General features: G+C 68.0%; 23 protein-coding genes. 13 read left to right on the forward strand and 10 right to left on the reverse strand.

The annotated features are described in order from the left end of the window. Window positions 1-44: 44 nt before the first annotated feature. The 4 genes from PKE75_RS13590 (at window position 45) to PKE75_RS13605 (ending at window position 3,888) form a co-directional block, all read left to right on the forward strand. The gene (locus tag PKE75_RS13590) at window positions 45-1,352 is read left to right on the forward strand and encodes an NtaA/DmoA family FMN-dependent monooxygenase (protein WP_271169281.1); all 1,308 of its coding nucleotides are present in this window, start codon (window positions 45-47) and stop codon (window positions 1,350-1,352) included. A gap of 65 nt (window positions 1,353-1,417) precedes the next feature. Further along, on the forward strand, window positions 1,418-2,362 hold the full coding sequence (locus PKE75_RS13595; RefSeq protein ID WP_271169282.1) for a 2-hydroxyacid dehydrogenase: 945 nt from the start codon (window positions 1,418-1,420) through the stop codon (window positions 2,360-2,362). A 239-nt stretch (window positions 2,363-2,601) separates the two neighbouring features. Continuing rightward, window positions 2,602-3,561, forward strand: coding sequence for a PhnA-like protein (locus tag PKE75_RS13600; protein WP_271169283.1), 960 nt, complete (start codon window positions 2,602-2,604; stop codon window positions 3,559-3,561). A 144-nt stretch (window positions 3,562-3,705) separates the two neighbouring features. Then, a complete protein-coding gene (locus tag PKE75_RS13605) occupies window positions 3,706-3,888 on the forward strand; it encodes a hypothetical protein (RefSeq protein WP_271169284.1) in 183 nt (60 codons plus the stop codon). A gap of 368 nt (window positions 3,889-4,256) precedes the next feature. Here PKE75_RS13605 and PKE75_RS13610 read toward each other — a convergent pair whose 3' ends face one another. The 5 genes from PKE75_RS13610 to PKE75_RS13630 form a co-directional block, all read right to left on the reverse strand. Continuing rightward, on the reverse strand, window positions 4,257-5,252 hold the full coding sequence (locus PKE75_RS13610; protein WP_271169285.1) for an NrtA/SsuA/CpmA family ABC transporter substrate-binding protein: 996 nt from the start codon (window positions 5,250-5,252) through the stop codon (window positions 4,257-4,259). A 10-nt stretch (window positions 5,253-5,262) separates the two neighbouring features. Next, window positions 5,263-6,006 carry an ABC transporter ATP-binding protein gene (locus tag PKE75_RS13615; RefSeq protein WP_271169286.1) on the reverse strand — a complete coding sequence of 248 codons (744 nt, stop codon included), beginning with the start codon at window positions 6,004-6,006 and terminating at the stop codon, window positions 5,263-5,265. Next, complete coding sequence (locus PKE75_RS13620; protein ID WP_271169287.1) at window positions 6,003-6,875, reverse strand: ABC transporter permease subunit; 873 nt, start codon at window positions 6,873-6,875, stop codon at window positions 6,003-6,005. Before PKE75_RS13620 ends, PKE75_RS13615 begins: the two co-directional genes overlap by 4 nt. After that, window positions 6,872-7,951, reverse strand: a complete 1,080-nt coding sequence (locus PKE75_RS13625; protein ID WP_271169288.1) for an LLM class flavin-dependent oxidoreductase — start codon at window positions 7,949-7,951, stop codon at window positions 6,872-6,874. Before PKE75_RS13625 ends, PKE75_RS13620 begins: the two co-directional genes overlap by 4 nt. 65 nt (window positions 7,952-8,016) lie before the next feature. Further along, window positions 8,017-9,372: an LLM class flavin-dependent oxidoreductase gene (locus PKE75_RS13630; protein ID WP_271169289.1), complete on the reverse strand. Its 1,356-nt coding sequence runs from the start codon at window positions 9,370-9,372 to the stop codon at window positions 8,017-8,019. A gap of 167 nt (window positions 9,373-9,539) precedes the next feature. Here PKE75_RS13630 and PKE75_RS13635 point away from each other — a divergent pair, with 167 nt between their 5' ends. From PKE75_RS13635 to PKE75_RS13675, 9 genes are read left to right on the forward strand one after another with little or no spacing between them, the layout of a single operon-like run. After that, complete coding sequence (locus PKE75_RS13635; RefSeq protein WP_271169290.1) at window positions 9,540-10,538, forward strand: ABC transporter substrate-binding protein; 999 nt, start codon at window positions 9,540-9,542, stop codon at window positions 10,536-10,538. 3 nt (window positions 10,539-10,541) lie between these two features. Further along, complete coding sequence (locus PKE75_RS13640; protein ID WP_271169291.1) at window positions 10,542-11,366, forward strand: ABC transporter ATP-binding protein; 825 nt, start codon at window positions 10,542-10,544, stop codon at window positions 11,364-11,366. After that, window positions 11,359-12,210, forward strand: coding sequence for an ABC transporter permease (locus PKE75_RS13645; RefSeq protein ID WP_271169292.1), 852 nt, complete (start codon window positions 11,359-11,361; stop codon window positions 12,208-12,210). Before PKE75_RS13640 ends, PKE75_RS13645 begins: the two co-directional genes overlap by 8 nt. A gap of 26 nt (window positions 12,211-12,236) precedes the next feature. After that, on the forward strand, window positions 12,237-13,445 hold the full coding sequence (locus tag PKE75_RS13650) for an acyl-CoA dehydrogenase family protein (RefSeq protein WP_271169293.1): 1,209 nt from the start codon (window positions 12,237-12,239) through the stop codon (window positions 13,443-13,445). 49 nt (window positions 13,446-13,494) lie between these two features. Continuing rightward, window positions 13,495-15,156: an ABC transporter substrate-binding protein gene (locus PKE75_RS13655; protein ID WP_271169294.1), complete on the forward strand. Its 1,662-nt coding sequence runs from the start codon at window positions 13,495-13,497 to the stop codon at window positions 15,154-15,156. Beyond that, window positions 15,153-16,085, forward strand: a complete 933-nt coding sequence (locus PKE75_RS13660) for an ABC transporter permease (RefSeq protein ID WP_271169295.1) — start codon at window positions 15,153-15,155, stop codon at window positions 16,083-16,085. The genes PKE75_RS13655 and PKE75_RS13660 overlap by 4 nt, the downstream gene beginning before the upstream one ends. Then, complete coding sequence (locus tag PKE75_RS13665) at window positions 16,082-16,972, forward strand: ABC transporter permease (protein ID WP_271169296.1); 891 nt, start codon at window positions 16,082-16,084, stop codon at window positions 16,970-16,972. The genes PKE75_RS13660 and PKE75_RS13665 overlap by 4 nt, the downstream gene beginning before the upstream one ends. Continuing rightward, a complete protein-coding gene (gene nikE, locus PKE75_RS13670; protein WP_271169297.1) occupies window positions 16,969-18,672 on the forward strand; it encodes a nickel ABC transporter ATP-binding protein NikE in 1,704 nt (567 codons plus the stop codon). The genes PKE75_RS13665 and nikE overlap by 4 nt, the downstream gene beginning before the upstream one ends. A gap of 8 nt (window positions 18,673-18,680) precedes the next feature. Continuing rightward, complete coding sequence (locus tag PKE75_RS13675; protein ID WP_271169298.1) at window positions 18,681-20,012, forward strand: LLM class flavin-dependent oxidoreductase; 1,332 nt, start codon at window positions 18,681-18,683, stop codon at window positions 20,010-20,012. A 35-nt stretch (window positions 20,013-20,047) separates the two neighbouring features. On the opposite strand, the gene PKE75_RS13680 is transcribed toward PKE75_RS13675, so the two are convergent. The 5 genes from PKE75_RS13680 to PKE75_RS13700 all read right to left on the reverse strand — a co-directional run bounded on the left by PKE75_RS13680 (window position 20,048) and on the right by PKE75_RS13700 (window position 24,663). Then, window positions 20,048-20,806: an iron ABC transporter ATP-binding protein gene (locus PKE75_RS13680; RefSeq protein ID WP_271169299.1), complete on the reverse strand. Its 759-nt coding sequence runs from the start codon at window positions 20,804-20,806 to the stop codon at window positions 20,048-20,050. Then, window positions 20,803-21,768, reverse strand: coding sequence for an iron chelate uptake ABC transporter family permease subunit (locus PKE75_RS13685; RefSeq protein ID WP_271169300.1), 966 nt, complete (start codon window positions 21,766-21,768; stop codon window positions 20,803-20,805). Before PKE75_RS13685 ends, PKE75_RS13680 begins: the two co-directional genes overlap by 4 nt. Then, window positions 21,761-22,723, reverse strand: a complete 963-nt coding sequence (locus tag PKE75_RS13690; RefSeq protein ID WP_271169301.1) for an ABC transporter permease — start codon at window positions 22,721-22,723, stop codon at window positions 21,761-21,763. Before PKE75_RS13690 ends, PKE75_RS13685 begins: the two co-directional genes overlap by 8 nt. A 29-nt stretch (window positions 22,724-22,752) precedes the next feature. Beyond that, the gene (locus tag PKE75_RS13695; RefSeq protein WP_271169302.1) at window positions 22,753-23,691 is read right to left on the reverse strand and encodes a siderophore ABC transporter substrate-binding protein; all 939 of its coding nucleotides are present in this window, start codon (window positions 23,689-23,691) and stop codon (window positions 22,753-22,755) included. Between the two features lie 363 nt (window positions 23,692-24,054). Further along, window positions 24,055-24,663 (reverse strand): biliverdin-producing heme oxygenase, encoded by a 609-nt coding sequence (locus PKE75_RS13700; protein WP_271169303.1) that lies wholly within the window; start codon window positions 24,661-24,663, stop codon window positions 24,055-24,057. Window positions 24,664-24,669 lie beyond the last annotated feature (6 nt).

The raw sequence follows: 24,669 nt of genomic DNA on the forward strand, positions 1-24,669 counted from the left end.
GGATCCGGCCGACGTCTTTCCGCGCGCCATGAAAGGCTCACGTCATGACCAAGCGCTTCCACCTCGGTTGGTTCATGGGCTTTTCGCCCGATGAATGGAACGAACCTTTCGCCAATGGCGGCTCCCCCTGGGACGGCGAGTTCTATGTCGACATGGCGAAATCGCTCGAGCGAGCCTGCTTCGACTTCATGATGGTGGAGGACACCCTGATGGTGTCCGAGGCCTACGGCGAATCCCGCGACGTCTATCTCAAGCACGCGCTGATGGCGCCGAAGCATGATCCGGCGCCGCTCGCGGCGCTGATGACGGCGGCCACGCGCAAGATCGGCGTCGTGATCACGATGTCCACCATGGCCTACGCGCCGTTCCAGCTGGCGCGCCTCGCCTCGACGCTCGACCATATCTCCGGCGGCCGCTTCGGCTGGAACATCGTCACCACCGGCGAGAACGCGTCGGCGCAGAACTTCGGCATGGAGGAGTTGCCGCCACGGGAGGTCCGCTACGAGATGGCGGACGAATATGTCGGCCTGGTGCGTCAGCTGTTCGAGACCTGGGAGCCGGACGCGGTGGTGATGGACCGCGAGAAGGGCGTCTACGCCGACGCCAGCAAGGTCCACCAGATCGATTTCAAGGGAAAATACTTCCGCTCGCGGGGACCGCTGAACACTGTCCGCTCGCCGCAGGGCAGGCCGGCCTTCTTTCAGGCCGGCGGATCGCCGCGGGGCCGCGACTTCGCGGCCAAGCACGCCGACGTCGTCGTCGCGGTCGGCAATGGCGTCGAGGGGATGCGCAAATACCGCGAGGAGCTGCGTGGGCGCGCCGAAAAGGCGGGCCGCGATCCGGACGACGTGAAGATCGTGTTCTGCATCACGCCGACGCTTGGCGAGACCGAGCAGGAAGCGCGCGACAAGCACGAGCGGATGATCAATTCCGACCGCTTCATCGAGCAGAGCCTCGCCTTCATCGCGGGCGTGACCGACATCGACTTCTCGAAGTTCCCGCTCGACGAGCCGTTGCCGCACCTGACGACCAATGGCGAGCAGGGCTCGCTCGACAAGTTCGCGCAGTGGGGAAGCGGCAAGACCCTGCGGCAGCTCGTGATCGAAGCCTCAGGCGGGCTGGTCTCGTCGGTCGAGCTGATCGGCACGCCCGACCAGGTGGCGGAGAAGATGGGCGAGGTCATGGAGCAGGTCGGCGGCGACGGCTTCCTGATCACCTCGCCCTCGCTCAGGATGAGCCGGCGCTATATAGTGGAGGTCACCGACGGCCTGGTGCCCGCGCTTCAGCGGCGCGGCCTTGTGCGGACCGCCTACGCCACCGACCACCTCCGCGATACGATCAAAGAGTTTTGAAGCAGGCCGGGTCACGGGTCCGTAAGCCGTCCTTCGCGCCGACCGGCCAGAAACGGAAATCATCCATGACCGAACCCCTCGCGCTTGTCGGCCGCATGGATGCGGCCGAGGAAACCGCTTGGCTCGACGCCCTCGCCGCCGCGCTGCCCGGAGAGAGCGTCGCGCCGTTTCGCGCTCTCGACGCGCAGGCGCGCGCACGGACCGAGATCGCGATCGTCGCCAATCCCGATCCGGCGGAGGTCAGGGCGTTGCCCCGTCTCGCCTTCGTGCAGAGCTTATGGGCCGGCGTGGAGCGGCTGGTGGGCGAACTCGGGCCGGGGGCCCCGCCGATCGTGCGGCTGGTCGATCCGTCGATGAGCCGGGTCATGGCGGAATCGGTTCTGGCCTGGACGTACTACCTCCAGCGCGACATGCCAGCCTATGCGCGCCAGCAGCGGAGCCGGGTCTGGGCGCCGCTGCCATACCGCAAGCCCCGGAGCATGACGGTGGGCGTGCTCGGGCTCGGAGCGTTGGGCGCCGCCGCCGCCTCGCGGCTTCTGGATGCGGGTTTCACGGTCGCCGGCTGGAGCCGTTCGGCGAAGGCGCTTCCGGGCGTCGAAACCTATGTCGGCGACGACGGCATGACTGCGCTCCTTGCGAGAAGCGACATCGTCGTATGCCTGCTGCCGCTGACCGCCGAGACCCGTGGACTGCTCGACGCCCGGCGCTTCGCCGAGATGAAGCCCGGCGCCGCCTTGATCAATTTCGGCCGCGGACCGATCGTCGTGGCTGGCGATCTGATCAGGGCGCTCGAGACGGGGGCGGTGTCGCACGCCGTTCTCGACGTCTTCGACGAAGAGCCGCTCGCTCCGGACTCGCCGCTCTGGACGCGCCCGGACGTGACCGTGCTGCCGCACGTCACCGGGCCGACCGATATGGAATCGGCCGCGGCGGTGGTCGCCTCAAACGTGCTCGCCTATCGCGCGACTGGTCGGCTTCCGCGGCAGGTCGACCTCATGCGCGGGTATTAGCACGGCTTGGGAAGTCGCATGGAAAGGGATCGCTATACCCATTTAAGATAGTAATTCGACGTATGTCTTATGACATAGAGAAATGACTTGGAACGAATGCCGCGCCCCCTTGTTAAAGATCTGTTCGACACCCGGTCAAGCTCAAAGAAGGCTTGCGGGCGTCAAGGAGACTCCTCCTAACCAAGGTGCGGCGGCTACCGCGTGCGCTTGGACAATTGCTTTAATCTTGGGAAGCGAAGATGACCGACGCAACATTGTCCCATGGCGCGCGTGTACGCGATCACGATGACACCAATTACAGCGATGTCACCCCGAGCGAGGATCTGCGCACGGTTCTGATCAATAAGGTCGCATGGGGGGCCGTGATCGCAGGCGCCGTCCTGGCGCTCGTGACGCAGTTGTTCCTGAACATGGTGGGGGTCGGCATCGGAGCCGCCTCGCTCGACGTCGCCGGCGCCGCCAGTCCTTCGGCGACCAGCTTTTCCGTCGGCGCCGGGATCTGGTTCGCTCTCTCGGCGATCATAGCGGCGCTGGTCGGCGGTTACGCCTCCGGGCGTCTGTCGGGCAAGCCCAAGACGTCGACAGCGGGATGGCATGGTCTGACGACCTGGGCGGTTACGACGCTGGTGGTGATTTACATGCTGAGCTCAGCTGTCGGCGGCATCCTGGGCGGAGCCTATACCGGAGTGACGAGCGCGGTCGGCGGAGCGGCGAACGTCGTCGGATCGACCGCCCAGACGGCGGCGCAGGTGGCGGCGCCGAATCTCCAGGGCATGGCCGACCCGATGAGCTCCATCAAGAATTCGATGCAGAACGCCACTGGCGGCAATGATCCTCAGGCTCTCAAGGACGCCGCGTATTCCGCCATGCAGGGCGTTCTGACCGGCGATCCGGCGAAGGCTGAGGAAGGCCGCGCGCGAGCCGCCGACGCCATTGCGAAGGCCCAGGGCATTCCGGTTGAAGACGCCCGCAAGCAGGTCGCTCAATACGAGCAGCAGTATCGCGAAACCGTCGAGCAGGCGAAGCAGAAGGCCATCAAGGCGGCTGACATGGCTGCGAAGGGCGTCTCGAGCGCCTCGCTGCTCGGCGCGCTCAGCTTGTTCCTTGGCGCGATCGCCGGCTGGTTCGGCGGCAGGATGGGCGCGGTCGACCCAACGGTCACCGGCCGCACGAGATTCGCAGCGCCCCGCGAACTCTGACGGCGCAGCGCTTTGAACCACACGCCTCGCGTCTGGTTGGACGCGAGGCGTTTCTGCTTCTGCACCGCCCCCGGTTCGTCATCGCGTCGTTGCTTTCTCGCGACGATGCTCTGCGGCGCCGCCGGGAAGCATCGAAGATCGCGGATGGCGTTCGGTCTGACGTCGAAGCCGACGAGGTGTTCACGACGACCACCGCAGGCGGTAATCGAACTCGACGGCGTTGCGGTCGGCGACGCCGCGCCCGGGTCGCTCACAGCCCGGTTGCGTGACCGCTTCTGGGCGATGATGGACGAACCCTCGGCCCTCATCGAGAAGATCAAGTACTGAGCGCCTGGGCGCAATCCATCGAGGGCGAGCCCGGCGGGCTCAAGAGGGGCCCTCCCGCCGGCAAAGCACCGCGCCCCTCTGGAGACATCGTGGACCCGCGGTTCGTGGGCGTGGTCAGACAGCGCCCGCGAACGCCCAGGCTGAGGTCGCGAGCTTCGCCTCGATCGAACCTCCGCCGCGAAGCGCGTTCCGGACGGCGTCGAGCCTGATGATCTTAAGGTCCGGCGCGACAGCCCGCTTTAATGGGCCTGTCGCGCCAAAGCTCGTAATCGAGATACGCATTGGCGTAGGCGTGTCGCCAAGGCGCAATCGGGTCCGTCTCCCGCCACGACATTCTGCTTTCTGTCCGAGGCTCAGACGATCCCGGCCTAGACCTGGGCCAGCAGTTCCCCAACGGTCACCCGCTCCGGAAGCACCTTGCGTTCGACCAGCCAGTCGGCAGCCTTCTGCAGTCTCCCGATAAAGGCCTCGTCGGTGACGGGATAGATCTCGTAGCGCCGCTTGAGCGACAGAAAGCGCTCGCGCACCACATCGCTGTAGCGCGGAGGCGAGCCCTGCGCGATCTTTTCGGCGTCGTCCGGGTGGGCGCTCGCCCATTCCGCCTCCGCCGCGAAGGCGGCGTTGACGGCGCGCACGATATCGGCGTTCTCCGTCGCGAATTTGCGCGACGTCAGCCAGGTCGTGAAATCGATCTGGAATTCGAGGTCGCGCTCCTCGAGGAAGACGTCGTGCGCCTTGTACTCGACGCGCGCGATGTCGACGCCGGGGCTCCACATCGACCAGGCGTCGACCTTGCCCGAGGCGAGCGCGGGCGCCGCGTCCGGCGGATTGAGATAGACGAAGTTCACCTTGCTCCGCTCGACGCCGTGTTTCTCAAGCGCGGCCACCAGCAGAAACTCGCCGAGCCCGGAGCGGTTCACCGCAACGGACTTGCCGACGAGATCCTCGACCTTGTCGATGCCCGACCCGTCCCGGGCGATGATCGCGGTCGTGCGCGGACGGTAGATCAGGAACTGCGTGAAGACGAGCGGAGAGCCGGCGATGATCGCGGCGAAGGCCGGCGTGGTGCTGCCCCCGAAGCTGAAATCGGCGCTGCCGCCGGTCACCGCCTGAAGCGTCGGCGCGTGGTTCGGGAACGGGCCGACCCACTCGACCTTGATCCCCTGGTCGCCGAGGGACTTCTCGAGCGCCCCCCGCTCCTTGGCGATGAGCGTCAGGCCGCCCGACGGCCCGAAAGTCAGGCGCACCTTGTCGGTGTTGCGCGCCAGCGCCCCACCGGGCTTCAGCCCGAGCCCGAGAGCGCCGGACGCGGCGACGGACGTCGCGAGAAAAGAACGACGCGATAGGTTGGGAAAGGACGACATTTTCGGGGCCTCAGACGACCGAGTGTGACGATGGGGTGGGGAAGGCAGGCGCGCGGGGCGTCGCCGCGACGCCAAGTTCGGCGAGGAGCTCGTCTCGAACGGCTTGCGGCGCGGCGCCGCCGGCGAGCCGCCGTTCGTAGGCGATTGCTCCGTCGCGCATCAGCAGAACGCGGTCGGCGAGCGCCACGGCCTCGTCGACGTCGTGGGTGACGAGCAGGACGCCTGGACGGTGGCGGGCGATCAGTTCCTTGACCAGCGCGTGCATGCGCAGCCTCGTGAGCGCGTCGAGCGCGGCGAACGGTTCGTCCAGCAGCAGGAGTTCCGGCTCCTGCACGAGCGCGCGGGCGAGGGCGACGCGCTGCGCCTGACCTCCCGACAGATTGCGCGGCCAGTCGTCGAGGCGGTCGCCGAGGCCGACCTCGGACAGCGCGGCCGCCGCGCGCTCGCGTGCGCCGTCTGCGGCAAGGCCGAGAGAGACGTTGCGCCATAGGCTTTCCCACGGCAGCAGGCGGTGCTCCTGAAACACCACCGCCGGTCGACGCGGCGCCTCGACCGAACCGCCGTCGATCGGGTCGAGGCCGGATAGCGCGCGGAGCAGGGTGGTCTTGCCGCAGCCGCTTTCGCCGAGCAGCGCGACGAACTCTCCGCGCGCGATCGTCAGGTCGAGACCGTCGATGACGGTGCGTTCTCCGTAGCGGCGGATCAGCCTGCGGACGAGGACGGCGGGATTTGCAGGCACGACGGACAGGCTCATCGGCCGCCTCCTCCGAAATTGGGGTGCCAGCGGAGAAGCCGCCGTTCGAGCAGGCGCGCGATCGAGTCGGAGCCCGCGCCGATCAAGGCGTAGATGACGATCGTGAGCACGATCACGTCGGTGCGCAGGAACTCGCGCGCGTCCATGGCCAGGAAGCCGAGGCCCGCCTGGGCGCCGACCGTCTCCGCCACCACAAGCGCGAGCCAGGCGACGGCGAGGGCGTAACGCACTCCGGTCAGGATCGATGGCAACGCGCCCGGCAGGACGATCCGGCGGATGGTGGTCCAGCCCGACAGGCCCTGAACCCGCGCGAGTTCGAGGAGTTTTGGATCGACCTGCCTGATCCCGAGCACGGTATTCACATAGATCGGGAACGCCACGCCGAGCGAGACCAGAAAGATCTTCTGGCCCTCGCCAACGCCGAACCAGATGATGGTGAGCGGAAGCGCCGCGAGGAACGGCACTGCGCGGATCATCTGCACGCTGCGGTCGACCGCGGCCTCCGCGAGGCGGAAGAACCCGACGAGAACGCCGAGCGAGAAGCCGATCAGGCCGCCGATGGCGAAGCCCGTCGCGGCCCGAAGAAGGCTGACGCCGAGATCGTTAAGCAGGCTGCCGGTGGAGGCGAGCTTCCACGCGGTCGACAAGACCTTGCTGGGCGCCGGCAGGATCTGGGGCGCGACGTAGCCGCTCCGGCACAGCGTCTCCCAGACCAGCAGAACGACGACCGGCGCGACCCAGGACAATGCGAGCAGGCCGGCTCGCCGGGAGCGGGCGCCGCCACTCCAGGGGGTCGCTCTGGCCGAGCTGGAAATCGCGGGCGACGAGGCCCCGAGGGCGGCGATCGCGTGGGGATCGGCCAGGCTCATCTCGCCTCCGAATAGCGCGAGGAGAGCGGCGCCGCGGCGGTCTTGCCGACACGCGGAAAGATCTGTTCCGCGAACCGCCGCATCTCGGAGCGGAGCGGCTGGAACTGCAGCATGAAGAGCTCGACTCCGGCCCGGTGGAACGCATCGATGCGCTCGGCGACCTGGTCGTAGCTGCCGACGAGCCCGGCCGCGGTGCCTCCATTGGTTCCGACAAAGCTCTGCTTCGCCATCGTCTGGAACATCACGACCTTGGGGTCGGTGTTCGCCTTCTGGATCGCCTTGGCGGGCTTGTCCTGCTCGGCGAGTGCGATCAGCCGCCGGTGCTCGGCCTGAGCCTCCGCCTCGGTCTCTCGCGCGATCACGAAAGCCGCAAGGCCGAAGCGCAGCGGTTCGAAGCGTCTCGGCCGCGCGCTGACGTCGGCGATCAGCGCCTCGACCGCCCCCAGCGCCTGCCCGTTGATGAACCAGACGTCGCTGTGATCGGCGGCCAGCGCGCGCGCCGGCTCGGACTCCCCGCCGAGATAGATCCGCGGCCGCGGCCGGAAGCGGCCGGCGGGCGAAAGCTTGTAGCCGTCGATCGAGAAATAGGCGCCTCGATGCCCGACCGTCTCGCCGCGCGTCAGCCGCTCGACGATCGACAGCCATTCCCGGCCATAGGCGTAGCGTTCGTCATGGTCGAGGAAGGGGAGGCCGGCCCGCTCAAATTCGGCGCGGTTCCAGGCGTTGACGAGGTTGATCGCGAAGCGCCCTCCGCTGATCTCCTCGATCTGCAGCGCCATCTTCGCGAGTACGACCGGGTGGTAGAGCGCGGGCTTGATCGCCGCGATGATCTCGATCCGGCTGGTCACCGCCGCGAGGGCCGCCGCGGCCGTCCAGGCTTCGAGCTGGTCGCGCTCCGCAAAGTGCGGATTGGCGGTGTGCTGCGCGACGAGCGTCGCTTCATAGCCGAGCGCCTCGGCTTCCAGAACCGTGGCGCGGTTGTGCGCCCAGGAGGCGTCGTAGGGTTCGAGGGGGTCCTGTGCGGCGGCGCGGGGACCATGCACCGGCGCCCATACGCCAAACCGGATCTTGGACATCTCACGCCTCCGACGAAATGTTCGCAGGTCCCCGTCCGCGACGGGATCCGAAATCCGGGGAACGCTCACTCGGCCGCCTGCGCGAGGCGCGCGGCCGGGTGGCGCGGATAGGGAAGGCCGAGGTTCTCTCGCAGGGTCCGCCCCTCGTATTCGCTGCGGAACAGGCCGCGCCGACGCAGCTCCGGAACCACGAGCTCGACGAAGTCGTCGAGCCCGCCGGGCAGGTGCGGCGGCATGACGTTGAAGCCGTCGGCGCCGCCGGCCTCGAAACGCTCCTGCAACTGATCGGCGATGTCCGCGGCGGAGCCGATGATCGTCCAGTGGCCGCGGGCTCCCGCGATCTTCTCGTAGAGGCCGCGGATGGTGAGGCCTTCACGCCGGGCGATCGCGAGCGAGAGCGCCTGCCGGCTCTTGTGCGAATTGGTCTCCGGCAGGTCAGGCACCGGACCGTCGACCGGATAGCCGGAGAGGTCGAAGCCCAGCATGCCGGAGAGCAGCGAGATGCCGACCGCGGGGTGGATCAGCGACTGGAGTTGGTCGAACTTGTCCTGCGCCTCCTGCCGCGTGCGCCCGACGAAAGCGGACACGCCGGGCAGGACCTTGACCGCGTCCGGATCGCGCCCGGCCTTCGCGGCGAGCGACTTGATGTCGGAATAGAACGAGACGGCCTCTTCGAGCGTCTGCTGGGCGGTGAACACCACCTCGGCGGTCTCAGCGGCGAGCTGCTTGCCGGGCCCCGACGAGCCGGCCTGCACGATCACCGGGCGTCCTTGCGGCGAACGCGCGGCGTTGAGCGGCCCGCGCACTTGGAAGTGCTCGCCCTGATGGTTGAGGATGTGGAGCTTCTCGGGGTCGAAGAACCGGCCTGACGCCTTGTCGCGCAGGAAGGCGTCGTCCTCCCAGCTCTCCCACAGCCCCGTGACGACGTCGGCGAACTCGCGGGCGCGCTCGTAGCGCTTGCCGTGCTCAAGATGCTTGTCGCGGCTGAAGTTCAGGGCTTCCGCCTCGGTCGCGGAGGTCACGAGGTTCCAGCCGGCGCGGCCGTTCGAGATGAGGTCGAGCGACGCGAACTTCCGAGCCACATGATAGGGCTCGTTGTAGGTGGTGGAGGCCGTGGCGATCAGCCCGATGCGCTCGGTCACCGCCGCGATTCCCGACAGCAGCGTCAGCGGCTCGAACTGCGCGACATAGCGCGCCGCGCGGCTCTGGGCGTCCAACGAGCCCTCGTGCATCGCGACCGTGTCGGCGAGAAAGACGGCGTCGAACTTCGCACGCTCGGCGGTGCGGGCGATCTCTACATAATGGCGGAAGTTCACGCCCGCGTCGGCCTGCGCCTCCGGATGCCTCCAGGCGGCGAGGTGGTGGCCCGCCGGGTGGAAGAACGCGTTCAGCTTCATCTGCTTCTGCGGCTTCGACGCCATTCGCTTTTCCTTCGCCGGCGCCGCGCTCGCTCCGTCGCGGGGCGCGCCGATTGCGTCGCCAGACCCAATTCCATTAATTGATAGATTTAGTTGACTTCAAACGTCAAGCCGTCCCACAAAAGGCCACGGCGCGCCCGACGAGGCGGCGGCGTTCATCGGAGGGTTTCATGAGACTGGGCGCGCGCCTCGCCGGATCGCTGATCGCGACGGCTCTCATCGGGATCTCGTCGTCCGCATGGGCGGAGGGGACGATCCGCATCGCCGAGCAGTACGGCATCGGCTACCTGCCGCTGCACGTCATCCGCGACCAGAAGCTGATCGAGAAGCATGGCAAGGAGCTTGGGCTCGACATCCAGGTCGAGTGGGCGAAGTTCGGCGGCGGCGCGACGGTGAACGACGCCCTGCTGTCCGGCTCCGTCGATATCGCGGCGGCGGGCGTCGGCCCGACGCTGACGATCTGGGACCGGACGAAAGGCGGCGCCGACGTCAAGGGGATCGCCTCTCTCGGCTCGATGCCGTCCTATCTCGTCACCAACAAGGAGAACGTGAAGGCCCTCAAGGACTTCACAAAGGACGACAAGATCGCCCTGCCGTCGGTCGGCGTCTCCGTGCAGGCGCGGACGCTGCAGATCGCGGTCGAGAAGGAGTTCGGCGTCGGGAACCACAAGGCGCTCGACGACATCCAGGTGTCTCTCGCCCATCCCGACGCGGTGGCCGCGCTGAACTCGGGCGCGATCACCGCGCATTTCACCACGCCGCCCTTCCAGTACCAGGAGCTGCAGAACCCCAAGAACCACAAGGTTCTCAGCTCCTATGACGTGCTCGGCGGCCCGGCGACGACGAACATCGCCTACGGGACGACGAAGTTCAGGACCGAGAATCCGAAAACCTACAAGGCCTTCTTCGAAGCGCTGAAGGAGGCGACGGACTGGATCAACGCCCACAAGGAAGAAGCGGTCGACACCTATATCCGCGTCGAGAAGTCGAAGCTCGACCGGGCCTTTCTGCTCTCGATCGTCACGAATCCGGAGATCGAGTTCAAGATCGCGCCCGAGCGCACGGAAGTCTACGCCGACTTCCTCGCCCGCACCGGAGCGATCAGAAACAAGCCGGCGAGCTGGAAGGACTACTTCTTCGAAGACGTCCAGGCGGTCGAAGGCAGCTGAGCGATGGCCGGCGCCGTCTCCGGGAGCCCGACCGTCCTCGAGGCGCGCGGGCTGACCCTCGATTTCCCCGCCGCCCAGGGTTCGCTGCGCGCGGTCGACAACGTCAGCTTCACGATCCGCCAGGGCGAACGGCTGGTGCTGCTCGGCCCATCGGGATGCGGGAAGTCTTCGATCCTCAAGGCGGCCGCGGGGTTTCTCAGCCCGAGCGCCGGATCGATCGCCCTCCGCGGCCGGCCGATCACCGGGCCGGGGCCTGACCGCGTCGTCGTGTTCCAGGAGTTCGACCAGCTCCTGCCCTGGAAGACCGTGCGCGACAACGTCCTGTTCGGCCTCAAGCGCAAACCGGGGCTGTCGACGGCCGAGGCCCGCGACAAGGCGGACGCCGCGATCGAGCGGGTAGGCCTCGCCCGCGCGGCAAGCGCTTACCCCCACACGCTGTCCGGAGGCATGAAGCAGCGCGTCGCGATCGCCCGCGCGCTCGCCGCCGAGCCAGAGATCCTGCTGATGGACGAGCCGTTCGCGGCGCTCGACGCGCTGACGCGCGAGCGGCTGCAGGAGGAGCTCGTCGGCCTCGCCGAGACGCTCGGCTTTACCTTGCTGTTCGTCACGCACGCGATCGACGAGGCGATCCTGGTCGGATCGCGCCTGCACCTCCTCAGCGCGCATCCCGGACGGACGGTGGCCACCTTCGACGTGAGCGCCTTCGGGCCGGGGTCGTGGGGCTCGCAGGACTTCGAGCACGTCGCCGGTGAGGTCCACCGCATCCTGTTCGGCGGCGCGCTTCGCCGATCGGCGCGTCCGGTCCTTCAGGAAGCAACCTATGTCTGAAATCTCCTACGGCCGTCACCTTGCTGCGGAGCGCCGGCCGGGCGTTCCCGGCCGGCGCGCGCGCTTGGCCGGCGCGCTGACCTCGCCCGCGACGCGGCGGCTCATCATCCTGCTGTTGATCGCGATCCTCTGGGAGGTCGGCGCGCGGCTCCAGAACAACCCGATCATGCTGCCGAGCCTGAGCCAGACGGCGGCCGTCTTGTTCGACGGCGAGACGGCGGCCGACCTGCTGGCCTCGTCCTTCGCTTCGCTCGCCGTGCTGCTCAAGGGCTATTCCATCGCCATCGGATGCGGGCTGGTTCTGGTGTCGATCGCGGTCGCAAACCGCTTCGCCCGCGACGTGCTGACGACGCTCACCGCCATGTTCAACCCGCTGCCGGCGATCGCCCTGCTGCCGCTCGCCATGCTGTGGTTCGGGATCGGCGAGAAGAGCCTCGTCTTCGTCCTCTCGTTCTCCGTGCTCTGGCCGTTCGCCGCGGCCGCGCTTGCGGGCTTCGAGACCGTGCCCGAGACGCTCCGGCTCGTCGGCCGAAATTACGGCTATCGCGGTCCGGCCTATGTGGCGCAGATCCTCATTCCCGCCGCGCTCCCGGCGCTGCTCACCGGCCTTCGCCTCGGCTGGGCCTTCGCGTGGCGCACGCTGATCGCGGCCGAGCTCGTCTTCGGAGTGACCGCGCGGCAGGGCGGGCTTGGCTGGTTCATCTTCCAGAACCGCAACGAGCTCCTGACCGACCGCGTCTTCGCCGGCCTCGCCGCCGTCATCGTCATCGGCCTGCTTGTCGACGCCCTCGTGTTCCGCTCGATCGAAGCCGCCACCGTCCGTCGTTGGGGGATGCAGAAGTGACAAATCTCGCAAAGCGGAATGACGTCGTGAATATCGCTCTTCACCGTGACCCCGGCCTCGCCGGCGCCCCCTTCGACGAACTCCTGGCCTTCATCGCCGAAGGCGCCGCCGAGCGCGATCGGGAGCGGATCCACCCGTTCGAAATCTTTGACCGCATCCGTGACGCGCGCCTCGGAGCCTATCGGCTGGCGAAGGAGGACGGCGGCGGCGGCGCGACGCTGCGCGAGACGCTCGCGCTCGTCATCCGGCTCGGCGCGGCCGACCCGAACGTGGCGCACGCGCTCCGCAACCATATCGGCTTCGTGGAGCGCTTCGCGCGGCCGAAGCATTCGCCGCATCGCGAGAAGTGGGCGCGGCTCATCGCCAGCGGCGCGGTGGTCGGGCTCGCCAACACCGAGCTTTCGAGCGCGAAGGTCGGGGGCAGTCCGTTTGAGACGAAGCTCAGCTCCGACGGCGACGGTTGGCGGCTCGACGGGACGAAATACTATAGCACCGGCGCCCTCTACGCCGACCTGGTGATCGTCCGCGCCGCGGGGCCGGACGATCGTGCGCTTTGCGCGATCGTGCCGACCGACCGGAACGGCGTCGAACTCGTGGACGACTGGGACGGCGCGGGCCAGCGGCTCACCGGCTCCGGCACGACCCATTTCCGCAACGTGCGCGTCGAGCCTGACGAGGTCGTGTTCGACGGGCCGAACGTCGGCTACGGCGTGCCCTACACGAACACGCTGCCGCAACTGCTCGTCACCGGCGTCGTCGCCGGCATCCTGCGCAATGTGCTGAGCGACGCGAAGGCCCTGCTCGCGAGCCGCAAGGACCGGCATTTCTATTACGCCACGGCGACGTCCGCCGATGGCGATCCGTTGCTGCAGGAGATCATCGGGGAGATCTCGACCGCCGCCTTCGCGGCCGAGACGCTGGTGCTCGCCTCGGCTGACGCGCTCGACGAACTGGCGTACGTCCGCGACCGTGGCCTGCCGGACGAAGCGCTCGCGCAAGAGGCTGCGGCGAAGGCCGCCAAGACGAAGCTCATCGTCGACGAACTCACGCTGAAGAGCGCCACGCGGCTGTTCGACGTGGGCGGCGCCTCCGCCACGAAGCGGTCGAAGAACCTTGACCGACACTGGCGCAACGCCCGGACGCTCGCCTCGCACAACCCCGCAGCGCTGAAGGCGCGGGCGCTCGGCGCCTACGAGCTCACCGGCGAGCCCCTGCCTTCGCAGGGCTTCTTCTGAACGGCGAGCCTTTGCCTCTTCCTTCCACCGAACCCGCACGAGACGATCAATGATCGCCCGAACCTTCCGCGCCCCTTCCGTCGCCGCTCGCGCCATGCTCCACTTGCCGCTCCTGGGCATCGGCTTGCTTTGCGCCGCTGCGCCGCTCACGAAGGCGCATGCGGAGGACGGCGGGCCGCGATCCGGCGGCGAACTGACCTTCGGCGTCACGACCGAGCCGGTCTGCTTCAATCCGCAGCGGTCCGAGCAACAGAACTCGTTCATCCTCATCCGCAACTTCGTCGACTCGCTGATCGCGAAGAACGCGGACGGGCGCTTCCTGCCCTGGCTCGCTACGGAATGGACGGTTTCGCCGGACGGCAAGACCTATGACTTCAAGCTGCGCAAGGACGTGACCTTCCACGACGGCGAGAGGCTCGACGCCGAAGCGGTCAAGTTCAACCTCGACTTCGTGAAGGACCCGGCGAACACCAACTCCGCCGGCCAGCTTCTCCAGTTCTATGAGAAGTCAGAGGTCGTCTCGCCCACCGAGATCCGCATCACCCTCACGAAGCCCGACTCCGCTCTGCTGGAATCGCTCGCCAGCATCCGGCTCGGCATCCTGTCGCCCAAGGCGCTCAAGTCCGGCGACCGGCTGTGCTCCGGCGGCCCGGCGCTCGCCGGCAGCGGCCCCTTCCTGTTCCAGAGCTACACCCGCGGGCAGTCGATCTCGCTCGTCCGCAACGAGCGCTATGGCTGGGCGCCGGGCTATGCGGCGCATCAGGGGCCAGCCTATCTCGACAAGGCGACCATCCGCTTCCTGCCGGAATATTCCGTCCGCGCCGGCGCGCTGTCTTCCGGGCAGGTCGACGTGATCGAGGGCGTGCAGCCGACCGACATCGCGCTCTTCAAGGACCAGCCGGGCTTCCAGCTTCTCGTCGGCCCGTCCGGGGCGCAGACCTCGTTCACGCTCAACATCAACTACACGATCCCGCCGGCGACGGATGTGCGGGTCCGGCAGGCGCTGCGTGACGGCGCGGACATCGACGGTCTGGTCAACGCCGTCTATCTCGGCGCCGTGCGGCGGGCCTGGTCGAACATCGCGCCCGACAACCCATTCTATAACAGGGCTCTTGAAGGCAGCTGGGGCAACGACGTCGCAAAGGCGAACGCGCTGCTCGACGAGGCCGGCTGGACCGGTCGCGATTCCGAGGGCTTCCGCACCAAGGACGGCCAGCGGCTGTCGATCGAGGTCGGCTATCCGCAGCCCTTCGTGCGCGACAACCGCGACGTGCTCATCCAGGGCGTTCAGGCGCAGCTGCGCAAGAATCTCGGCTTCGACCTGAAGCTCAGGCTCATCACCGGGGGCGAGTGGGCGCAGCAGAAGGCGAATGGGAGCTGGACGATCTACCCCAACACCTATCTGCCGGCCGACGCCGCGCAGGAGCTGCAGGGCAACATTGGCGAGAAGGGCTTCATCCAGGCCGTCGCCGACAAGGGCGACAAGGAGTTGTTTTCGCTCATCAACCAGGCGCTTTCCGCGACCGACGTCGAGGCGAAGAAGCAGTTCGTGGACGCTGCGCAGAAACGCGCCGTGGACTTGGCCTTCATCGTCCCGCTGTTTTCAGCGAACTATCAGCTCGCGGCGAAGGACAATGTGCGCGGACTCTCCTTCGAGGCGCAGCTCGACTCGCCGGCGAGCCTGCACGACGTGTGGCTCGCCGAGCAATGATCTTCGGTCCGCTCGGGCGCCGCATCCTCTCCCGGCTCGGGACCAGCCTCGTGGTGGCGTGGGGAAGCGTCACCGCCGCCTTTCTTGCGCTCCATGCGCTGCCCGGCCGGATCGAGGACATTCTGGCCGGCGACCTCGACTATCCCGGCCTGCGGGAGGCGATCGCCGCGGAGTGGGGGCTCGGGCGGAGCCTTCCCGAACAATATCTCGACTTCGTCGCGCGCATCGCTTCGGGCGACTTCGGCGTCTCCTATGTGCTGCGCCAGCCGGTCGCGCAGATCGTGGGTTCGCAGATCCTCCCCACGGTGCAGCTCGCAACGACCGCCGGCGCGCTCGCGCTCGCGCTCGCCGTGCTGGCGGCCACGTTGACGGCCGGGCGCGGAGGGGCGGCGCGCTCCGTCGCCTCGACCATCGAGCTGACCTGCGCCTCCGCGCCGGTGTTCTGGATCGGCATCCTGCTGCTGATGGCCTTCTCCTTCTCTCTGCGCTGGTTCCCGGTCTCCGGCGCAGGAGGGTGGAAGGCGCTTGTCCTGCCCTCGGCGGCTCTCGCCCTGCCGACCGCGGGACTGCTGGCGCAGGTGCTGCGCGAGGCGATGGAGAAGACCCTCGAACAGCCCTTCATCGTCACCGTCCGCGCGCGGGGCCTCGGCGAAGGGCTGATCCGCCTGCGCCATGTGCTGCGCCACGCCGCGCTGCCGGCCGTGACGCTCGGCGGCTGGCTGATCGGTGGCCTGCTCGGCGGCGCGGTCATCACGGAGAAGGTGTTCGGCCGTCCCGGCCTCGGCACGGTGACGCTGAACGCCGTGCTTACCCATGACGTGCCGGTGGTGCTCGCGGTCGTGCTGCTCGCCGCCTTCATACACGTGGCGGCCTCGACCCTTCTCGACATCGTGTATGTCGTCATCGATCCGAGGCTGAAGGCGCAATGACCGACACGCTGCGCCCCCTCGCGGGCTTCGGCGGGAGCGAAGGCCCGGCCGTCCGCCTTCGAGCCTTTTCGAACCTGCTTCCGCGCGCCCGCCTCACGATCCTCGCGGCGACCGCCTTCATCGTCGCGCTCGTCATCATGGCGGCCGCGCCGCATCTCTTCACCCATTACGATCCGCTCGCCGGCGACATGCTCGCCGCACTGAAGGCGCCGAGCGCCGACCATCTGTTCGGAACGGACAGGCTGGGGCGGGACGTCTTCGCCCGCACGCTCCACGGAGCGCGCTATTCGCTCTCGATCGGCCTTGGCAGCGCCGCCATCAGCGTGGTCTTCGGCGTGCTGCTCGGCCTCCTCGCCGGGCTTCGCAGCCGCCTGCTCGACGAGGCGATCTGCCGGCTGTTCGACGTGATCTCGTCATTCCCCGGCGTGCTGCTCGCGCTCCTCGTCGTCACCTTCCTCGGCGCCGGCATGGAGAACATCGCAATCGCCGTCGGGATCGCCGGCGTTCCGAAATTCGGCCGCGTGGTGCGCGCGCAGACCCGGCTCGTGCGCGACGCCGATTACGTCACCCACGCCGCGATCTATGGCCAAAGCCGGTTCGGAATCTTCGCGCGCCACCTGCTGCCGAACGTGCTCACCGCCGTGCCGGTGGTCGCGACCGTCTATGTCGGCACGACCATCCTCGCCGTGTCAGGCCTCAGCTTCCTCGGTCTCGGGCCGCAGCCTCCGACTCCGGAATGGGGAGTGATGCTGGCCGAGAGCCGCGACGTGCTGCGCGTCGCCTGGTGGCCCGGAGTCTTCCCTGGCGCTGCGATCACGCTCACCGTGATCTCCTTCACCGCGCTCGGCAACGCGCTGCAGCGCCGCTTCGAGAGGCGCGTGCCATGACGCAGGCTCCGCCCGGCCCTCTGGTGGAGATCGAAGGCCTGTCGATCCGCTTCGACGGGCTGGACGGACCGAAGACAGTGGTCCGCAATCTGGACCTTGTCATCCGACCGGGCGAGTGCGTGGCGCTCGTCGGCGAATCCGGTTCGGGCAAGAGCGTGACGGCCCGCAGCCTGCTCAATCTCGCGGGCGACGGCGCCCGGGTCGACGCGCGCCGCTTCCTGATCGAGGGCGAGGACGCGCTCGCTTTCTCCGGCGCGCGCTGGCGCGCCCTGCGCGGCGCCTTTGCAGGCCTCGTGATGCAGGACGCGCTGACATCGCTCGATCCGCTCCGCACCATCGGGCAGGAGGTGTCGGAGGTCGCCCTGCGGCACGGCCTCGTCCGTTCCTCAGGGCGCGACGCGCTGGTGTCGGCGACTCTCGCCAGCGTCGGGGTGCCCGAGCCTGAGGTCAGAGCGCGCCAATACGCCCATCAGCTTTCCGGCGGACTGCGGCAACGCGCGCTGATCGCTGCGGCGATCGCCGGACGACCACGCCTGATCATCGCGGACGAGCCGACGACGGCGCTCGACGCCACCGTGCAGGTTCAGGTGATCGGCGTGCTGAAGGAACTCGTGCGGCAGGGGGCCGGCCTCCTGCTCGTCAGCCATGATCTTTCCGTGGTCGCAGGGATCGCGGATCGCGTGCTGGTGATGCGCGACGGCGAGGTGGCGGATGCGGGGCCCACAGCGGACGTGCTGGCGCGGCCGCGGCATCCCTATACGCGCGAGCTCATCGCGGCCGTTCCATCCGCAGACTCCCGCGGGCGGCTTCTGTCTTCGGGCCGCATCGTCCCCGACGATTCCGGCGCCATCCGCATCACGCGCGATCCGCTTCCCGCACGGCGCGCGATCGGGGACGGCGCGCTGCTGGAGGCGACCGGCCTCACCAAGCGCTATCGGCGGAACGTGGCCGGGCCGGGCGGACGGGAGGCCTTCACGGCGCTCGAGGACGTGTCCTTGGTCGTCCGCGCCGGAGAAGTGGTCGGCCTGGTCGGCGAATCGGGCTCCGGCAAGTCGACCTGCGCCAAGATTCTGCTCGGGCTTCTGGAGCCGGACGCCGGCGCGGTCATGCTGCTCGGGCAGCCCTGGTCGAACGTGCCGGAACGGCGGCGTAGAAGTCTGCGCTCGCGGCTGCAGTACATCCCGCAGGATCCGCTCAGCAGCTTCGATCCGCGCTACCGGGTCGCCGAGGTCATCGGCGAGAATCTCTCCGGCATCGAGCCGCATGTCCGGCGCCGGCGCATTCTCGGCCTGCTGGAGCGGGTCGGCCTCGACGGGGCGTTCGCGGATCGCAGCCCGCGCTTGTTGTCCGGCGGGCAGCGCCAGCGCGTCGCGATCGCCCGGGCGCTGGCGGCGGATCCGGTCTTGATCGTCTGCGACGAACCGGTCTCGGCGCTCGACGTCTGCATCCAGGCCCAAGTCGTCGACTTGATCGCCGAGCTTCAGTCACGGCTCGGCACCGCTCTCCTGTTCATCTCCCACGACCTCGGGCTTGTGCATCACCTCGCCGACCGCGTGATCGTGCTGAAGGACGGGCGTGTCGTCGAAGAGGGCGCGGCGGAGCGCGTCTTCCAGTCTCCGGCTCACGACTACACCCGCGCTCTCATCGCCGCGGCGCCCCGCTCGCTCGTCGGCGGCGCAGCGGCCCGTGCGGTCGCTTGAGGATCCCGATGTCCGACCGTCAGCTTCACCTCAACGTCAACATCCTGAACGTCGGGTTCTACGGCTCCGCCTGGCGGACGCCCCGCGCCGATCCGCAAGGCTTCGTCGATGTCGGGCATTATGTCCGGACCGCGCAGATCGCCGAGCGCGGGACCTTCGACGCGATCTTTCTCGCCGACGCGCCGGCTCTGAGCGACCGGCCGGAATACCGGCCCTTCTACGCTCTGGAGCCGACGATCATCCTCGCCGCGGTCGCCGCCGCGACCACGCATATCGGGCTGATCGCGACGGCCTCGACCACCTATAACGAGCCCTTCAACATCGCGCGGCGGTTCCAGAGCCTCGACCTCGCGAGCGGCGGGCGCGTCGGCTGGAACGTCGTCACCACCGCGGACGCCGCGGCCTCGCGCAATTTCGGCTTCGACAACGTGACGGCGCACGCGACCCGCTACGAACGCGCGGCCGAGTTCACGGAGGTCGTTACAGCCCTCTGGGAAAGCTGGGAGGACGACGCGCTGATCGCCGACAAGGCGACCGGCGCGTTCCTCGATCTGTCGCGCGTCCACGCGATCAACCATTCGGGCCGGCACTTCACGGTGAAGGGGCCCCTCAACCTGCCGCGCTCGCCCCAGGGTCACCCCGTCGTGGTTCAGGCCGGCGCCTCCGAGGACGGCCGCCAGCTCGCCGCGCGATACGCCGAGGCGATCTTCTCGGTCGCGAACACGATCGAGGAAGGCCGGGCTTTCGCGGACGACATCCGCCGACGCGCGGCGCGTTTCGGCCGTCGCGGCGAGGACATCGTCGTGCTGCCCGGGCTCGCCACGGTGATCGGCTCGACCGAGGAGGAGGCCCGGCGGCGCGAGGAGGAGCTCTGGTCGCTGATCCCAGGCGACTACAGCCTCGTGCGTATCGCCGGCATCCTCAAGGTCGATCCCGCGGGCCTCACGCTCGACCGGCCCCTGCCGGACGACATCGCGCTTCCCGTCGACGGCTCGCAGACCTTCTTCCGCGCGACCCTGGACATCGCGCGGCGCGAGGGGCTGACGCTGCGTCAGCTGCTGCGCAAGCTCGGCGGCGGCACCGGCCATCGCGTGATCGTAGGGTCGCCGGAGTCGATCGCCGACGACATCGAGCGCTGGTTCCGCGCCGGCGCCGCCGACGGCTTCAACCTTATGCCCGACGTGCTGCCGGAAGGCCTTGAAGCTTTCGTCGACCACGTCGTGCCGATCCTGCGCAAGCGCGGCCTGTTCCGCTCCGAATATCGCGGCGCCACGCTGCGCGACCATTTCGGGCTTCAGCGCGCGCAAGGCCGTCCTTCCATCCCGGCGCTCGCCGGCTAAGTCGCCCGCAACCGGAATTGCGCCGGCCTGACGCGTCAGCGATAGAAGAACACCGTCCGGTGACCTTCGATCTCGTGGACGGTGACGTCCAGGTCATAGATCTCCCGGATCACCTCCGGCTGGACGATCTCCTCGGGGGGCCCCGAACGCCGCACTCGCCCGTCGCGCATGGCTACGATGCAGTCGGAGTAGCAGGATGCGAAATTGACGTCGTGCAGCACCACCACGACGGTGCGCCCGAGCTCGTCGGCGGCGCGGCGCAGCAGCCGCATCATCGCCGCAGAATGCTTCATGTCGAGGTTGTTGAGCGGTTCGTCCAGCAGCACGTAGTCGGTGTCCTGCGCGAGGACCATGGCGACGTAGGCGCGCTGCCGCTGGCCGCCTGACATCTCATCGATGAAACGGTCGGCGAGCGGCTCAAGCTCGAGGAAGCGGAGCGCCTGGTCGACATGCGCCCTGTCCTCGAAGGTCAGTCGGCCGCGGGAGTGCGGGTAGCGGCCGAAGCTGACGAGGTCGCGCACCGTGACGCGCGCGGCGATGTGGTTCTCCTGCCGCAGAATGGCGAGGCGGCGCGCAAGCTGATCGGTCGGGGTGCGGCTCACATCGAGACCGTCGACCCACGCGGAGCCGGAGGTCATCGGCGTCAGCCGGCTGATGATCGACAGCAGGGTCGATTTGCCGGCGCCGTTCGGGCCGATGATCGAGGTCAGTCCGCCGGTGGGAATCTTGAGGTCGACGCCGTCGAGGACGACCGCGTCGCCATAGGCCTTGGTGACGCCGGAGGTTTCGATCATCGCGGCGTCTTTCGAAGCAGAAGCACGAGGAACACGACGCCTCCGACGAATTCGATCACCATGGAGAGCGCGGCGTCGAGACCAAACACACGTTCGAGGACGATCTGGCCGCTGACGAGCATGGAAATCGCAAGCAACGCGGCCGCGGGCAGAAGCATCGCGTGACGATGGGATGGGATGGCCAGATAAGCGAGGTTCGCAACCAGCAGACCGAAGAAGGTGACGGGGCCGACGAGCGCCGTCGACACGGAGACGAGGATCGCGACGAGGCCGAGCGCGACGGTCAGCGTCCGGCGGTAATCGACGCCTAGATTGACGGCGTGGTCCCGGCCGAGCGCCAGGACGTCGAGCTTCGGGACGAGCCGCCACAGCGCTACGCCAGCGCCGGCGACGAGCACGGCCGAGACCGCGAGCAACCTGCCGTCCACTGCGTTGAAGTTCGCGAACAAGCTGCCCTGCAAGACAAGAAAGTCGGTGGGATCGACCAGCCTGTGCATGAAGTTCGACAGACTACGGAAGAACACGCCGGCGATCACCCCGACAAGCAGCAGGAGATGAAGACCTTCGGCGCGATCCGTCAGCAGCCAGCGGTAGAGGAGGCTCGCGAAGCCCGTCATCAACACGACGTTCACGGCGAAGGCGAGCCTGGGATCGAGGGCCGCGAAGCCGCCGGCGCCGAGCAGGAACAGCGTCGCCGTGCGGATGAGAGCGTAGAGCGCGTCAAAGCCCATCAGCGAGGGCGTCAGGATGCGGTTGTTGGCGATGGTCTGGAACGTGACGGTGGAAACCGCGACGGCGGTGGCGACCAGCACGAGCGCGGCGAGCTTGGCTCCGCGAAAAGGCAGAATGAAGCTCCACGGGCCACGCGCGCCGATCGTCATGTAGGCGAGCGCCGAAATGATGGCCGCGATCGCCAGCACGGCGAGGACCGCGGCGGGCCTTGTTCGGGTGTGATCACGCATTCCGCGCCCGTCGCCGCAGCAGCAAAACGAGGAACAGGCCGCTGCCAAGCGCGCCGGCCACGACGCCGATTGGGATCTCGAACGGAAAGTTCGCGAGCCGGCCCGCGACGTCGCAGGCGAGGGTAAAGACGGCGCCAAAGGCGGCGACGAAAGGCAGCGTGCGCCTGAGATTATCTCCCATGGCGAGACTGACGACGTTCGGCACGATGAGCCCGAGGAACGGTATGGAGCCGATGGTGGACACGGTCGCTGCGGTGATCATCGCGACGATGGCGAGGCCGCCGGCCATGACGTGCGCATGCTTGAGACCGAGACTGGTCGCGACGTCGTCCCCGAGCCCCGCCACTGTCAGGCGGTCGGCGATGGCGTACCCTGCGACGGCGAGAGCGAGCGCCAGCCAGAGCAACTCGTAGCGCCCGCGCAGCACGACCGAGAAGTCGCCGGTGGTCCATGCGGAGAGGGATTGCAGCAGATCGAACCGGTAGGCCAGGAACGTGGTGGCCGAGCCGATGACCCCGCCGAGCGTCAGCCCGATCAGCGGCGGCGTGAGCGGGGATCGCAGCGGCGCCATGCTGAGCAGCCGCAGGAATAGCGCGGTCCCCGCGAGCGCGAACAGCGTCGAGGCCGCTGTCTTGGCGAAGACCGGCGCGGCCGGAGCGAAAAGAGCCATGACGAGCATGCCGAGACTCGCCGACTCCACCGTCCCGGCGGTCGACGGCTCGACGAAGCGGTTGCGCACCAGGATCTGCATGATGAGCCCGGCGACCGCCAGGCCGACGCCCGCGAGGATGAGAGCGAGCGTGCGCGGCAGCCGGCTTTCCACCAGCACGAGAACGGCGTTGGAGTCGGCGCGGAACGTCAGAACGTCGACCGCGCTGAGCGGGCTTACGCCGACGAGCAGGCTCAGCGCGAACAGGGACGCGAGAAAAGCTCCCGCGATCAGGGCCGGCTTCATGGAAAAACCGCGTCACACCATCCGCGCGCTCAGCCGCCGCCGTCGACGGCCTTGGAAATCTGGGCGATCGCCCGCAGAAGAGAGTTCGGCCCGCCCGACGCAAGATACCAGTCGGCGGGGTCGAGATAGACGATGTGCTTTTCTCTCCAGGCTTTCGTTCGGCGCACGATCTCATTGTCGAGGAGAGCGCTCGCCGCTCCTCCTTCTCGACCGATGGCGGCGTCGCGATCGACCACGAACAGCCAGTCCGGATCGGTCTCAAGGATGAATTCGTAGGAGATCGGCTGGCCGTGGGGCCCTTCGGCGAGGTTCTTCGCCGCCGGCGCGAATCCGAACGTCTCGTGGATCACCCCGAAGCGTAAACCCGGTCCATAGGCGCTGATCTTGCCGCCGGTGGTCAGGATGATCAGAGCGTTCCCGGCCTTCCCGGCTTTCGTCTTCAGAGCGGCGGCGGCGGCGCGCATCTCATCGACAGCGGCGGCGACTTCCTTCTCCTTGCCGAAGATGCGGCCGAGCGTATCGAGGTTGCGGACGGATGAGCCGAACATGTCCTTCGGGTCGGTCGTCATGTCGAGCGTCGGAGCGAGCTTCGCGAGCTCCTGGTATTTGGGCGCGGATCGTCCGCCAATCAGGATGAGGTCAGGACCGCCCGCGACGACGGCCTCGAGGTCAGGCTCGAACAGCGTGCCGATCTTGGCCGTCGCGCCTCCGTCGTACGTCTTCAGCCGCTCCGGCTTTGGCCCGCCGGGGACGCCCGCCACCGGCGCCCCCAGGCGATCAAGCGCGTCGAGCGCGGAAAGGTCGAACACGAAGACCTTCGCCGGCGTGGCCTTGATCGTCGTCTCGCCGAGCGCGTGACGCACGGTCACCGGTTCTGCGGCGGCGGAAGAAGCGCTCGGGAGAGCGGCGACAGCGCAGAGGAGAAAGGCCGAGAAGAGGCCGGAGGCATAATTACGCGCGACGTTCATTGCGGCTCGTTCCAGTGGAAATCGCCGTCGCCACCCCTTGCGGCCGGCGCGTGACTCTAACGGGTCGGATATACGCTTGATGATGTGCCCACAACGTCTTGTCGTCCTCGTAAGAAGAAGTGTTCATTCTCAAATAGAAATAAATCCAAAGAGCGCCGGCAGGTCGGTGGGGCTCGTCTGCGTGTTCAGGAATTCAACCGCTCGCCGCAACTCCTCTTCCCGATTACCTCGCCGCGGATGCGCTTATCCCTCGATCGCGTGACTGAACGGGGTCGGAACGCCGTCCTGGTCGATCAAGAGATCGTCCACCACCGGCGGCCGCGCTTCTTATCGGCGATGGACAGATCGCGAGCGCAATGTTGGTCACCTAAAAGCAGCGTCGACCAGCGCCTGAACCCGCGCAAACGCCGACTGCGCGCTGGCTTCCACGAGGGCCTCGCCGGACTCGTCGAGGTCGATGGCGTCGAGCGCCACTGTGAACGTCCGCCAGTGCAGCCCGCGACCCTCCGGCGCGCCGGCGAGGTGACGCGCGCCGAACGCTTCGAACAATCCGAGCTTCGCCGCCTCCTTCAACAGGAAGGCTGCGCCGAGATTGGAACCCTCGGCGACGTAGAGCCAGCCGAGCGCGGTCGGAAGATCGGCGTCGGGGCCGAGCGACGGCGGGGCGTCGGATTTTGGGGCGGCGCGGGCGAGATCCGCAAGGTCGCGCTCGATCAGTCCGAGCCGCCGCCGGCCGACGAGGTCCGGCAGGATCGCCGCCAGCGGTGCGGAGCCGTAGAGCGCGTCGATGTCGCGGTGGAAGCCGTGCTGGACATCAAGGAAGCGCCCGTAGCGTTCGCGGTCGGCGAAGGGCCTGCCGGCCATGATCGCCGCGTCCAGCCGCTCGTGCGACGACGACGTCAGCGCCCTCAGGCGCCGTGAGCGGGAGGGCTCGACCACAGTCGGGGAGATGTCGGAGACGAGGAGCGTCATAGGGGG

Origin of the sequence: Hansschlegelia plantiphila (assembly GCF_027922265.1) — a bacterium.
Classification (GTDB): Bacteria; Pseudomonadota; Alphaproteobacteria; order Rhizobiales; family Methylopilaceae; genus Methylopila; species Methylopila plantiphila.